This window comes from Sphingomonas sp. G-3-2-10 (assembly GCF_012927115.1).
Lineage (GTDB): Bacteria > Pseudomonadota > Alphaproteobacteria > Sphingomonadales > Sphingomonadaceae > Sphingomonas.
Window position 1 is genome coordinate 19,218 of record NZ_JABBFY010000001.1, and the last position, 12,891, is coordinate 32,108.

14 protein-coding genes are annotated in these 12,891 nt (G+C 65.4%); 10 read left to right on the forward strand and 4 right to left on the reverse strand.

Annotated features, from left to right (window positions below; all coding sequences use genetic code 11):
• Positions 1-8: 8 nt before the first annotated feature.
• Positions 9-470, forward strand: coding sequence for a hypothetical protein (locus HHL13_RS00120; RefSeq protein ID WP_169553766.1), 462 nt, complete (start codon positions 9-11; stop codon positions 468-470).
• A complete protein-coding gene (locus tag HHL13_RS00125; protein WP_169553767.1) occupies positions 467-1,243 on the forward strand; it encodes a transglutaminase family protein in 777 nt (258 codons plus the stop codon). Before HHL13_RS00120 ends, HHL13_RS00125 begins: the two co-directional genes overlap by 4 nt.
• Before the next feature lie 29 nt (positions 1,244-1,272).
• On the opposite strand, the gene HHL13_RS00130 is transcribed toward HHL13_RS00125, so the two are convergent.
• Positions 1,273-1,443 carry a hypothetical protein gene (locus HHL13_RS00130; protein WP_169553768.1) on the reverse strand — a complete coding sequence of 57 codons (171 nt, stop codon included), beginning with the start codon at positions 1,441-1,443 and terminating at the stop codon, positions 1,273-1,275.
• 575 nt (positions 1,444-2,018) lie between these two features.
• Here HHL13_RS00130 and HHL13_RS00135 point away from each other — a divergent pair.
• The 5 genes from HHL13_RS00135 (at position 2,019) to HHL13_RS00155 (ending at position 8,468) form a co-directional block, all read left to right on the forward strand.
• Entirely contained in the window at positions 2,019-3,590 is a 1,572-nt protein-coding gene (locus HHL13_RS00135; RefSeq protein WP_169553769.1) for an alpha-glucosidase, read from the forward strand.
• A 100-nt stretch (positions 3,591-3,690) separates the two neighbouring features.
• On the forward strand, positions 3,691-5,163 hold the full coding sequence (locus tag HHL13_RS00140) for a phospholipase D-like domain-containing protein (protein ID WP_346775446.1): 1,473 nt from the start codon (positions 3,691-3,693) through the stop codon (positions 5,161-5,163).
• Positions 5,164-5,250: 87 nt separating this feature from the next.
• On the forward strand, positions 5,251-5,712 hold the full coding sequence (locus tag HHL13_RS00145) for a (2Fe-2S)-binding protein (RefSeq protein WP_169553770.1): 462 nt from the start codon (positions 5,251-5,253) through the stop codon (positions 5,710-5,712).
• Positions 5,713-5,715: 3 nt separating this feature from the next.
• A complete protein-coding gene (locus tag HHL13_RS00150; RefSeq protein ID WP_169553771.1) occupies positions 5,716-7,857 on the forward strand; it encodes a xanthine dehydrogenase family protein molybdopterin-binding subunit in 2,142 nt (713 codons plus the stop codon).
• Entirely contained in the window at positions 7,854-8,468 is a 615-nt protein-coding gene (locus tag HHL13_RS00155; protein ID WP_169553772.1) for an Isoquinoline 1-oxidoreductase subunit, read from the forward strand. The genes HHL13_RS00150 and HHL13_RS00155 overlap by 4 nt, the downstream gene beginning before the upstream one ends.
• Positions 8,469-8,653: 185 nt before the next feature.
• Here HHL13_RS00155 and HHL13_RS00160 read toward each other — a convergent pair whose 3' ends face one another.
• The gene (locus HHL13_RS00160; RefSeq protein ID WP_169553773.1) at positions 8,654-9,160 is read right to left on the reverse strand and encodes a rhodanese-like domain-containing protein; all 507 of its coding nucleotides are present in this window, start codon (positions 9,158-9,160) and stop codon (positions 8,654-8,656) included.
• 159 nt (positions 9,161-9,319) lie between these two features.
• Here HHL13_RS00160 and HHL13_RS00165 point away from each other — a divergent pair, with 159 nt between their 5' ends.
• The 3 genes from HHL13_RS00165 to HHL13_RS00175 all read left to right on the forward strand — a co-directional run bounded on the left by HHL13_RS00165 (position 9,320) and on the right by HHL13_RS00175 (position 11,804).
• Positions 9,320-9,712 carry a hypothetical protein gene (locus tag HHL13_RS00165; protein ID WP_169553774.1) on the forward strand — a complete coding sequence of 131 codons (393 nt, stop codon included), beginning with the start codon at positions 9,320-9,322 and terminating at the stop codon, positions 9,710-9,712.
• 82 nt (positions 9,713-9,794) lie between these two features.
• Positions 9,795-10,670 carry an S-methyl-5'-thioadenosine phosphorylase gene (mtnP, locus tag HHL13_RS00170; RefSeq protein WP_169553775.1) on the forward strand — a complete coding sequence of 292 codons (876 nt, stop codon included), beginning with the start codon at positions 9,795-9,797 and terminating at the stop codon, positions 10,668-10,670.
• A gap of 6 nt (positions 10,671-10,676) precedes the next feature.
• Positions 10,677-11,804 carry a rhomboid family intramembrane serine protease gene (locus HHL13_RS00175; RefSeq protein WP_169553776.1) on the forward strand — a complete coding sequence of 376 codons (1,128 nt, stop codon included), beginning with the start codon at positions 10,677-10,679 and terminating at the stop codon, positions 11,802-11,804.
• 83 nt (positions 11,805-11,887) lie between these two features.
• On the opposite strand, the gene HHL13_RS00180 is transcribed toward HHL13_RS00175, so the two are convergent.
• Both HHL13_RS00180 and HHL13_RS00185 read right to left on the reverse strand, forming a co-directional pair.
• Positions 11,888-12,262, reverse strand: coding sequence for a hypothetical protein (locus HHL13_RS00180; protein ID WP_169553777.1), 375 nt, complete (start codon positions 12,260-12,262; stop codon positions 11,888-11,890).
• A 107-nt stretch (positions 12,263-12,369) separates the two neighbouring features.
• Positions 12,370-12,864: a hypothetical protein gene (locus tag HHL13_RS00185; RefSeq protein ID WP_169553778.1), complete on the reverse strand. Its 495-nt coding sequence runs from the start codon at positions 12,862-12,864 to the stop codon at positions 12,370-12,372.
• Between the last annotated feature and the right edge of the window lie 27 nt (positions 12,865-12,891).

Below are 12,891 nucleotides of genomic sequence, written 5' to 3' on the forward strand. Positions count from 1 at the left end.
AGAATATCGTGGTTGATCCTTTCACCGCCTGGTCGCGCCTCGCCGCGGCCGGCCTCGAGATGCAATCCACCTGGTGGCGGGGCATCGAGACGCTCCAAGCCTCCAGCACCGTGATCGGCGCGCGTGGCGCATTGATGCGCAATGGCGCGCCGTCGCGGGCCGATCTTTCCGAATATGCCCGCATGATTCCCGAGAAGGTCGATGCGTTCGGACGAAGCGGCGGTGCGGTCATGCGTGGCGCCGTGGATATGCAGATCGCATGGATCGCCCAGCTGCAACGGGTATGCCTAATGACGCTTTCGGGAAGGACGCCGACCATCGCCGAGGCTTCAATCCTGGCAAGCCGGAGCACCGACTATGCGCTTGGCGCATTCACCGCCACCGCCGACCTACACAGGGCCGCCCTTGCCCCCATTCATCGCGCCGCGGCCGGCAATGCACGGCGGCTCGGCAATGCGGGACGCGGATGAGCATCGAGATAGAGACCCGGCTCGACTATTGGTTCGAGCGCCCGGCCGATGTGCTTCTCCAGATCGAGGCGGCGGCGATCCCGGAGCAGATGGTCGAGACGTCCCGGCTGGACATTTCGCCGACCGAGCATTTCGCCCGAGTGCCGTCGCAGGACATGATTGGAGAGCGCATCTGGCTCCGCGTCGAGGGACGGCTGCTGGTCGACTACCGTGCGCGGGTGACGATCGCGCGCGCTGTGACCGATTGCCTCTCGCTGCCGATCATCCCGCCCCACCAGCTTCCCGGCGAGACGGTCCAATATCTGATGGCCTCGCGCTACTGTCCATCCGACCAGTTTCAGCCGTTCGTCGAGGCGGAGTTCGGCGGCATCGACGACGGCGCCAAGGTCATCGCGATGCGCGACTGGATTGCCGGCCACTTCGCCTATGTGCCCGGGGCAAGCGACGCCGAGACGACCGCGCTCGACACGTTCGTCAAGCGGCAAGGCATTTGCCGTGACTATGCGCATGTCATGATCGTGCTGGCCCGTGCCGCCGGCATCCCGGCGCGGATCGCCAGCGTCTACGCGCCTGGCGTTGAGCCTCCGGATTTCCATGCGGTTGCCGAAGTTTTCATCGGCGGGGCGTGGCATCTGGTCGACGCGACCGGCATGGCTCGGGAAGGCGACATGGTGAAGATCGGGATCGGCCGCGACGCGGCAGACATCGCTTTCCTGACGGCATTCGGCAATGCCCGGATGAACGCGCAATCGGTTCAAGTCCGCTTGCGATAACCAGCCATGCCAGCGCGGCAGCTCCAATCTCATTCAGGCGGCTTGTCCCCGCCCCACTCGATTGCCTCGAGCTGGACAATCAGGTCCTCGAAGCGGGCGTCGGGCTTGACCGCGAACGCGCGGTCGAACCCGTTGCCCAGTCGCTCCAAGTCTCTGGCCGTGAGCAGCCCCACGGCAACGATGCGCTCGCTGCGGTCCATCGATTTGCGACCCATTGTTGGTTGTTCGCGCTTCAACGCATACGCTGCCGCGCTCGTGCCATTCTCGCTAAAGATAATTCTTTGCCCCGCATTATCGCGGCCACATCCACACGCGACGATATTGTGACGAAAGCAGACAGGGCTTATCCTTCGCTCCAAGGGTTTGGTAGGCTTGGTCAGTAGTCTCGTTCTCACGCCGGAACGCCGGCATATCGACTGCACGGTCATGGAGATTGCGCTTGTGATGAAGCGCCTTGCACCTCTGCTTGAGATCGCGCTCCTTGCTCCTTGTGCTGCCCCCGATCCAAGTGGCGGAAGAATACGCGGCTCGGATCGCAGCATTGGAAGGTAAGTGAGGTAGGTTGATTCGATACCGAACAAAGATCGGTCGGCATTGAAGCCTCGTCCGCAATTGGGTCGTTCGCCGTCGGCCGACTTCAAATTCCAGCTAGCGCCACCTGAACGTCCGCGAAGCCCGAGCCTTTGTCTGGAAACGAAATTTGTTCGCCGTTCAGTCGGGGCGGGCTCAAGATTGCGAGATGCGTTTGGGATCGATCCCTCCTATCCTCGGCTGCATGAACGAGCATGAATGGTGGCGGGGCGCCGTCGTCTATCAGATCTATCCGCGCAGTTTCGCGGACTCGAACGGAGACGGAATCGGCGATCTGGCCGGGATCACCGCGCATCTGGAGCATGTCGCGTCGCTGGGCGTGGATGCGGTGTGGCTTTCGCCCTTCTTCACCTCGCCGATGAAGGATTTCGGCTATGATGTGAGCGATTATCGCGACGTCGATCCGCTGTTCGGAAGCCTCGCCGATTTCGATGCGCTGATCGCCCGCGCGCACGAACTGGGCCTGAAGATCATCATCGATCAGGTCTATTCGCACACCAGCGACCAGCATGACTGGTTCCGCGCCAGCCGGGCGAGCCGGACCAATGCCAAGGCGGACTGGTATGTGTGGGCCGATCCGAAGGCGGACGGCAGCCCGCCCAACAACTGGCAATCGGTGTTCGGCGGCCCCGCATGGCAATGGGACGGGCGGCGCGGGCAATATTATCTGCACAATTTCCTGGTCGAGCAGCCCGACCTGAACTTCCACAATCCCGAAGTGATCGACGCGTCGCTGGAGACCGCGCGCTTCTGGCTGGATCGCGGGGTGGACGGTTTCCGCCTCGATGCGATCAATTTCGCGGTGCACGATGCGCAATTGCGCGACAATCCGCCGGCGCCCGACACGGGGCGGATCCGCACGCGGCCGTCCGACTATCAATTGCCGACCTATACCCGCAACCAGCCCGAGCTTCCCGCCTTCTTCGAGAAGCTGCGCGCGCTGATCGATGGCTATGGCGAGCGGTTCACCGTGGCCGAAGTGGTCGGCCGCAGCCCCGAGCGCGAGATGCACGACTATACGCGGGGCAGTACGCGGCTGAGCAGCGCCTATGGCTTCAACTTCCTCTATGCCGATCGGCTGACGCCCGCACTGGTGCGCGATGCTGCGGCGAAGTGGCCGGGGGAGCCGGGGGAGGGCTGGCCGAGCTGGGCGTTCGAGAACCATGACGCGCCGCGCGCGGTGTCGCGCTGGATCGGGCAGGAGCATCGCGCGGCGTTCGCGCGGATGAAGATGCTGTTGCTGCTGAGCCTGCGCGGCAATCCGTTTCTGTATCAGGGCGAGGAACTGGGGCTGACCCAGGTCGAGATCGGTTTCGAGGACCTGCAGGATCCCGAGGCGATCGCGACCTGGCCGCTGACGCTGGGCCGCGACGGCGCGCGGACGCCGATGCCGTGGCGCGCGGATGCGCCGCTGGTGGGGTTTTCGATCGCCAAGCCGTGGCTGCCGATCGGGCCGGACCATGCCGCACTGGCAGTGGACCGGCAGGATGGCGATCCGCACTCGCTGTTGAACCTGGCGCGGCGGCTGATCGCGATCCGGCGAGCGACGCCCGAGCTGGTGACGGGCCGGATGTGGGTGGAGCGAGCGGAAGAAGCGCTGCTGGTGTTCCGGCGCGAGGGGCTGGCCTGCGCGTTCAACCTTGGACCCGAGCCGATCGAATGGGAAGGAGCGGGGGAGATCGTGGCGACGGTGAACGGGGCGAATTCGGCGCGGTTGCCGGGGTGGTCGGGGCTTATTTTGCGGCCGGCCGGCTGATTGCATCCTTACCGGGGGTATTTGCGTTGCGCCGGCGGAAGGATCGTTCGATGGCGGGGACCATGCAGCAGGGTAATCTTGGTTCGTCGAGGCCGCGGGCGTGAGCGACACCTATTGGCGCGCCGCGCGCGCGGACCGGGCCAGCGTGATCGTGGATGCGGAGGATTATTTCCGCTTCGCGCGCGAGGCGATGCTGAAGGCGCGCAAGCGGATCATGCTGATCGGCTGGGATTTCGATGCGCGGATCGAGCTGGTTCGCGGCAAGCAGCTTCGCGAGGCCGGTGATGCGCCGATCACGGTTGGCGACCTGATCTACTGGCTGGTCGAGCGGAACCCCGAACTGGAAGTGTATCTGCTGCGCTGGGATCTGGGCGCGCTGAAATCGCTGTTCCGGGGCAAGACGATCCTGACGGTCGCCAAATGGGCGATGCATCCGCGCATTCATGTGAAGCTGGACGGGCATCATCCCCCGGCCGCGTCGCACCATCAGAAGATCGTGGTGATCGACGACAGTTTCGCATTCTGCGGCGGGATCGACATGACCGGCGACCGCTGGGACACGCGGGACCATGCCGACGAGGATCCGGAGCGCAGGCGGCCCGACGGGACGCCGTCCGAACCCTGGCACGATGCCAGCACCGCGCTGCAAGGACCGGCCGCAGCCGCGCTGGGGAAACATGCGCGGGACCGGTGGAAGCGCGCCTCGGGCCAGACGCTGAGCGGCATCCGGCCGAAGCATGATTGCTGGCCGGACGATCTGCCGGTTCAGTTCACCGATGTCGAAGTGACGATCGCGCGCACGGCGCCACGGATGGACGACCAGCGCGAAGTCACCGAGATCGAGCAGCTCTATCTCGCGCAGATCGCGCGGGCGAAGCGCTGGATCTATGCCGAGAGCCAGTATTTCGCTTCGCGCCGGATCGCCGAAGCGATCGCGCGCCGCCTGGACGAACCCGACGGGCCCGAGATCGTCATCATCAACCCCGAAGCGGCGCAGGGCTGGCTCGAGCCGATCGCGATGGACACGGCCCGCGCGAGGCTGGTCGAGGCGCTGCGCGCGCGCGACACGCATGGCCGGTTGCGGATGTATCATCCGTACACGCGCAACCGGACGGCGATCTACGTGCATGCCAAGATCATGATCGTGGACGATGCGATCCTGAGGGTCGGATCGTCCAACCTCAACAATCGATCGATGCGGCTGGATACCGAATGCGACATTGCGATCGATTGCGCGGGAACCGGGAACGGCGACTGTGCCGATGCGATCGCGGCGGTGCGCAACGGGCTGATCGCCGAGCATCTGGACAGCGATGCCGCGACGGTGGCCAAGGCGATCGCCAGCACCGGATCGGTGATCGAAACGATCGAACGGTTGCGCTTCAAGGGCCGCAAGAACGCCAAGGACCGTCGCCGGACGCTGATCCCGTACGAGGTGCCGGACCTGTCGGCGGTGGAAGCATGGCTGGCCGACAATCAGATCCTCGATCCCGAGGGGCCGGAGGAGATGTTCGAGGCGCTGGACGAGCGCGGATTGTTTCGGCGGCTGCATCTGTGGCACCGGTCGGAATAGTCTCTCCCGCCGCTTCGATAAATTTCCCTTCGCCCGAACCCATCCCCTCGCTACACGTTGATTACGCTGCGCCAACGGAGGGACCCTATGGCCACGAACTTCACGCTGAACGGCAAGCCCGCGAGCTTTGACGGCGATCCCGAGACGCCGTTGCTCTATGTGCTTCGCGACCATCTGAACCTGACCGGCACCAAATATGGCTGTGGCGTCGCCCAGTGCGGCGCGTGCACCGTGCATCTGGACGGGAAGAACCGCCGATCGTGCATCACGCCGATCAGCACCGTTTCGGGCAAGACGGTGACGACGATCGAGGGCGTGGCGGGCAAGGAAGCCGCCGCCGTGCAGAAGGCATGGGTGGCGATCGACGTGCCGCAGTGCGGCTTCTGCCAGTCGGGGCAGGTGATGTCGGCCATCGGGCTGCTCAAGGCGAAGAAGCGGCCGAGCGACGGGGATATCGACAATGCGATGGCCGGGAATATCTGCCGCTGCGCCACTTATGTGCGCATAAAGCAGGCGATCCGCGACGCCGCCAAGACCGTGGAGGCCTGAGCGATGAACGCAATCACGCCAACCCGCCGCGGGTTCATCGCCTCGACCGGTCTCGTGCTCGGCATGGCCCTGCCGATGGGCAAGGCGGCGCAAGCCGCGCCCGGACAGGCGCCCGCGCCCTTCGCCCCCAACGCCTTCGTGCGGGTGGGGCCGGACAATCTCGTCACCGTGGTGATCAAGCATGTCGAGTTCGGCCAGGGCCCGGCGACCGGGCTTGCGACGCTGGTGGCCGAGGAGATGGATGCCGACTGGGACCAAATCCGCGTCGAAATGGCGCCGGCCAACGACCCGCTCTACAAGAATTTGTTCTTCGGGACGATGGGCACGGGCGGTTCCTCGGCGATCGCCAATAGCTGGATGCAGATGCGCAGCGCCGGGGCTTCGGCCAGGGCGATGCTGGTCGAGGCGGCGGCGAAGCGCTGGGGCGTGGCCGCAGGCGAAGTGAAGGTCGCCAAGGGCGTCGTCAGCCACGGCGCGAAGAAGGCGAGCTTCGGCGAGCTGGCGTCGGACGCGGCGATGCTCAAGCCGCCGGAAAAGCCCGTCCTCAAGACGCCGGACCAGTTCGTGCTGATCGGCAAGGATACGCCCAAGGTCGACAGCGTGGCCAAGACCAACGGCACCGCGATGTTCACGATGGACATCCAGCGGCCGAACATGGTCCACAGCGCGATCGTCCATCCGCCGGCATTCGGCGGGACGGTGAAGGACGTGAAGGATGCCGCCGCGCTGGCGGTGCCGGGCGTGCTGGGGGTAAAGACGATCCCGCAGGGCGTCGTGGTCTATGGCGTCAACGGCTACGCCGCGCGCAAGGGCGCTTCGGCGCTCGACGTGACCTGGGACCTGTCCAAGTCCGAGAAGCGGTCGAGCGACGAGATGTACGCGCAGTTCGCCGAGAAGAGCGAAGAGCCCGGCAAGCAGGTCGAGAAGCGCGGCGACGCCAAGGCCGCGTTCAAGGGCGCGACGCTGCGGCTGGAGGCGGCGTATCAGTTCCCCTATCTCGCCCATGCGCCGATGGAGCCGCTGGACGCGGTGATCGAGATGCAGGGTGACGAACTGCATGTATGGATGGGCAGCCAGTTCCAGGTAGGCGAACTGGGTGCGATCTGCGGGACGCTGGGCGTGCCGCCGGCAAAGGCGCATCTGCACGAGCAATATGCCGGGGGCAGCTTCGGCCGCCGCGCCACGCCTTTCATGGAGTTCGCGGTGGAAGCCGCGACGGTGTTCAAGGCGTGGGGGAAGGGGCCCGTCAAGCATGTGTGGACCCGCGAGAATGACATTCGCGGCGGACGCTATCGCCCGCTGACGGTGCACACGGTGCGCGGTGGCCTGGACGCCACGGGCAAGATCGTGGCGTGGGACCAGGTCGTCGCGGCGCAGAGCTTCTTCAAGGGCACGCCGATGGAGGCGATGGGGATCAAGGACGGCATCGACGATGCGCTGACCGAGGGGATCGCCGACAGCTACAAGTTCGACAACCAATATGTCGGCCAGCACATTATGGAAGGCGGCGTGCCGACCCTGTGGTGGCGATCGGTGGGGAATACCCACACCGCCTATGCGGTCGAGACGTTCCTCGACCAACTGCTGGAAATGGCGGGCAAGGACCCCGTTGCCGGTCGCCTCGCGCTGATCGAGGACGAGCGCATGAAGGCGGTGGTCAGCAAGGTCGCCGAGATCGCCGGCTGGGGCAAGAAGGTGCCCGAAGGCCGCGCGCGGGGCGTGGCGGCGTGGAAGAGCTTCAGCTCCTATTGTGCACAGATCGCCGAAGTCTCGAAGGGGCCGGACGGGCTGCCCAAGGTGCACAAGGTATGGTGCGCGATCGATTGCGGGATCGCGGTGAACCCGAACGTGATCCGCGCGCAGATGGAAAGCTGCATCGGATATGGCTTGGGGCATGCGCTTTATTCGGAAGTGGTGCTCGGGCCGGGCGGCGAAGTGCAACAGGGCAATTTCGATACCTATCGATCGCTTCGCATCGGCGAGATGCCCGATGTCGAAGTGGCGATCATCGCGTCGGACAAGAACCCGACCGGGGTGGGCGAGCCGGGGCTGCCCCCGACTGCTCCGGCGGTCGCCAATGCGTGGCGCAAGCTGACCGGCAAGGCGGTGCGGCGACTGCCGTTCAGCGTGGGAGGTAAGGCATGAACCCGGGACTCTGGGCGCTGGGCGCCTCGCTGATCGCATTGCCGCTGGCGATCACGGCTTCGGCGCAGCAGGCGCCGGGGCTGAAGGCGGTCTCGTCATTCGACGGCATCGCCGACAAGGGCGCGCGATCGGTCGCGCTGTTCGAGGAGATGGGCAAGGTCATCCAGCATCCGCGCTGCGTGAACTGCCACCCGCGCACCGACCGGCCCAACCAGGGCGATGCCTCCACCCCGCACAACACCCCGGTGACGCGCGGGCCCGACGGGCATGGCGCGCCGGGGCTGGAATGCGCGACCTGTCATGGGCCGGCGAACGTCGCTTTCTCGAATGGCAAGGGCAGCATTCCGGGGCATCCCGACTGGCACCTCGCACCCAAATCGATGGCATGGGAAGGCGCGTCGCTGGGCGCGATCTGTGAGCAGATCAAGGATCCCAAGCGTAACGGCGGCAAGACGCTGGCGCAGATCGCCGAGCATCATGCGCATGACGGCCTGGTCGGCTGGGGCTGGAACCCGGGTCCGGGCCGTGCGCCGGTTCCGGGGACGCAGGCCGAGTTCGGGGCGCTGACGCGGGCCTGGATTGCGAACGGGGCGAAGTGTCCGAAAGTTTAGGCAGTGAAATTCCTCTCCCGTCGGGAGAGGTAGCGCAGCTTGGCTGCTTGCTGCCTAGCGGAGCTAGGTGAGGGGATACCTGCTGTCGTGAGGGTGACACCCTCACGAAGCGTCAACTAGGCCCCGCTGAAGAAGCGGGACCCAAGTCTGCGCAACCCTCTCCCACAGGGAGACGGACGTGTGGGTCAGCCCTTCACCCAGCCCACGGCGGGGTCGTTGAAGTCGAGCAGATCGTTCAGCTCCCACACGTTACGATAACCATAGCCGACCAGGTTGATGAAGGTCTGGATGTTGAGCGCCACCGGTGGTGACTTGAGCGGCACCGGGCTGCGGTGATTCGAGAAATTATTGTTGCAATAGATCAGGATGGGACGGTTTCGATCCGGTCCGATCACTTCAGCGAGGCTTTCGGCGGTGAAATCGGTGAAGGGCAGATTGACCGCTCCCGCCAGATGCCCGCGGGCAAAGGCGTCCTTCGACCGCGCATCGAGAATCAGTGCGCCTTGCGCGGCGCGGGTCCGGAACGCCGCGAAGTCGATCAGCCGGCCCTTGCGAATATCCCGCGTCTCGCCCGCAAGTCGTTCGAATCCGGGATAATCCACCTGCGGGTTGCGCGAAGCCAACTGAGTCTGCGCAAAGGCGGGGGCCGTAGTCGCGACAAGTCCAGCCGCCAACAGAACCAGTGCTTTCATCCCGAATTACCTCCCGATCCGCTCAGGCTGCGCTTCGATGGCTGCACGGGAGATGAATGATTATCAAAACCATAATGGAGTTTATTGACGCGGGCGGCCGTACGGTTCAGCATAAGGGCAAGGCCGGATCTGGGTCCTCCGGCCAACAGGGAGGTGTACATGTCTGAGGGTTTCGCAACGTCGCGGCGTCAGTTCTTCGCCGCGGGCGCAGTTGCGGTTGCAGCGCTCCCGGGCGCATCATCGATCATCGACACGGTGGCCGGTAAGCCGCTGGCGATGCAGGATCTTGCGTCGTGGAAGGCGCATGTCGGCAAGCAGTTCGTGCTCGACGGCTCGGCGCAGGTGAAGCTGGTCTCGGTGGTTGCCGGCGGCCGTCAGCCATCGCGCTTCGACCGTGGCCAGAATTTCTCGGCGATCTTCGAACTCGACGGTCCCGCCCGGTCGGACGGCACCTTCACCATCGCTCATGCCGAACTCGGCCAAGGCCAGCTTTACATGCAGCCGGGCAAGGGCAACGGCGGCAAGCCGACGCTGTACGCGGCGTTCAGCTGATCGAAGCGCTGGCGCTCCATCGCCGGAAAGCTATAGGGCTCGCGTCGAAGGACGCGGGCCTTTTGCTTTTCCGGAGGACATGATGGGCGGCTGGACGATCGGGATCATCGGCGGTTCCGGCCTCTACGATGTCGGCGGGATCGAGGATGGCGAATGGGTGACGGTGGCCAGCCCCTGGGGCGAGCCCTCCGACGCCTGCTTCACCGGCCGTGTGGGCCATGCGAAAGTGGTGTTCCTGCCCCGTCACGGGCGCGGCCACCGCATCAGCCCGTCCGAGCTCAACGCCCGCGCCAATATCGACGTGCTCAAGCGGTTGGGCGTAACGGATGTCCTCGCGGTCTCGTCGGTCGGATCGCTGGTGGAGGATCGGCCGCCCGGCAGTTTTACCATCGCCGACCAGTTCATCGACCGGACCAAGGGACGACCCTCCAGCTTTTTCGGCACCGGCATGGTCGCGCATGTCTCGATGGCCGATCCGGTCTGCCCGCGGCTCTCCGGTCTTGCTCGCGACGCCGCGATTCGCGCGGGCGCACAGGTCGATCAGGGCGGCACCTATCTGGCGATGGAGGGGCCGCAATTCTCGACCCGCGCCGAAAGCCACCTCTATCGCGGCTGGGGCTGCCACATCATCGGCATGACCGGAATGCCAGAGGCGAAGCTCGCCCGCGAAGCCGAACTGCCCTATGCGCTGGTCGGGATGGTCACCGACTATGATTGCTGGCGCGAAGGCGAGGAAGCGGTCGACGTGGCGCAGGTGATCGCCCAGCTGGGCGCCAATGCGGAGAAGGCGCGGGCGATGGTGATGGACCTGCTGCGCAACCTGCCCGAGAAACGGCCCGCCTCGCCGATCGACACCTGCCTCGACACGGCGCTGATCACCGCGCCCTCCGCGCGCGACCCCGAGTTGTTGGAGAAGCTCGACGCGGTGGCGGGACGGGCGCTGGGAGCGATCCGCTAACCGCCTATGCCGGAAGCTGCCGCAGACCTGACGATTCGATCGCAGCATAGTCCGCTCCGCGACCTGCTTCCGGCTTATGAGTGGACGCGGGCCACGGCGCTCATCGCCGGAATCTGCGTTGCGCTCTGGTTCCTGTGGCTTGTCGATTGGCGTCATCCGTTGCCGATCCTGCTGCCGCTCGTGCTTGGCTGGCTCACCCTGTTCCGGATGCGTCCGTCCGCGATGCCGCTCACTTGGGCGCAGGCGGGGCAGATCGAGGCGACGATGCTGGAGGAAGGCCATTACTCTGCGTCGGAGGATGGAACCGGCTGGCGGCGGGATCTCGAACCGGGCAACGGCCAATCGCGCGAGGCGCTGGAGTTCCGCGCGGTGGGCGATGGTGTCGAGCTGCTGGGGCCGAGGGAGTGGCTCGAAGCGGTTCGCAATCATGTCGAGTGGGTCGCCGAAGGCGGCGTTCCGCTGGGCAACAGGGCCGATCAGCCTTTCCAGACCCATGATCCCGATCCGGTGCCGTGGCACGCGCACGTGCCGGGCGCGCTGATCGGGGCGATCATCGTGCCGCTGTTCCTTTATGAGATGGGAACCGGACGGATCGCGCAATGGGGACTGTCGGGAACTGCGCTGGCCGCGGGGCGATACGAAACCATCTTCCTGTACATGTTCGAGCATGGCTCGGTGATGCATATGCTGATGAACGGCGCCGCGCTTGCCGCGATCGGCGGGCGGCTGGCGAACCGGATGGGCGAAGCGCCCCTCAGCTGGCTGCACTTTCTGCTGCTGTTCCTGATGAGCGGGCTGGCGGCGGCGATGCTGTTCGTGGCGTTGCATCCGTTCGGACAGGTGCCGATGGTGGGCGCGTCGGGCGCGCTTTATGGTCTTGTCGGCTTGCTGATCCGGCTTCCCGCCAGCGGCGAGGCGCTGCTGTCGCTGCGATCGGCGAGAATCCGCCGGATCGGCTGGTCGCTTGTCCGCGAGAATATCTTCCTGTTCGCCCTACTGGCCCTGATGGCATGGGAAAGCGGGGGTGCGGGCGGGCTTGCGTGGGAAGCGCATCTTGGCGGCTTCCTGTTCGGCTTTTTCATCGGGCCGAAATTCCTGCCCCGGCCAACGCCGAGGCGTGTTTCGGAGGTGTAGGCAGTTTGCCGGATTCCGGGCATCGGCATGCATCGCCCTGGGAGTGGATGCCGCCGATGGGCCGGGATTAGGCGGGGCGGATCTTACGGGCAGAGATAAGGGGCCATCAGCTTCCCCTCTTCGTCATCGAGCATGTAGCGCTTTTCGCCCGGCTGATGATCCTGGCGCGCGAGGACCCGACTTTCGTTGGTAATGTCGACGTGGAGCGTATCGATGGTACGCGCCTTGCAGTCGGCAGCGATGTCGAAAAAGCCGATGGTCTTGTTGTTGGGGTCGATGAAGGTGGTGCGCAGCCGGGCATGGCGTTGCCCGTTCACGGTGCGGACGCTGTCCAGATCGATCGAGAAGGCGATCCCGTCCATCACCGTCAACTGCTTCCACTGTTCCGGGACCGGGGCCGCATGGGCGGAAAGCGCCGTGGCGGAAGCGAGCGTAAGGATCGTGGCGAAGCGGAACATGAACCGGGGCCCCTTGCTGGCCGTCCGGGAAATCGGGGCCGTTCGAAGCGAGGCTAGCGGGGGGCGGGCCTAGCCGCAACCGCGCTCCGGTCAGCCGCGCCCGGCGTTCAGGGTTGCTCGTCCGCCTGCGGAAGCCGCGCCACATAGGCACGGAAACGCGCCTCGGCGGCTTCGGCGCGGCTGCGGTCGTGCCCGCGGCCGACGCGAACGAGATTCCAGCGAAGCCACAGCAATCCATAGCGTTCGAGGTCGCCCAGCGCTTCGTTCAGCGTGGCTTCGATGCCGGCCGCGTCGTCAGGAAGATAATCGTACCAATAATCGCCGCGGATTTCGGTGATGTCGCCGATGCGGACGGTGTTGGTGTCGTCGAAGGAGAATGGAGTCTTTCGCCCCAGGGCCAGCTCGACCATCCGCGCGGGCCTGATCGCAGGGACCAGCATCCGCCTGAGGTTGAGCGTGAAGCGGCAGAAGCCCGAGCCGTTATATTTGTCCTGCTGCAGTTCGATGGCCTGCATCAGCCAGGGCGGGCTGGGGCGGAAATAGCGGACGCCCTTCCGCGTGAAGCCAAGGGCTTCGAGACGGGGTGCGAAAAGCCTTCGCACGCCCGCCTCGAATGCCTTTGACGCCAT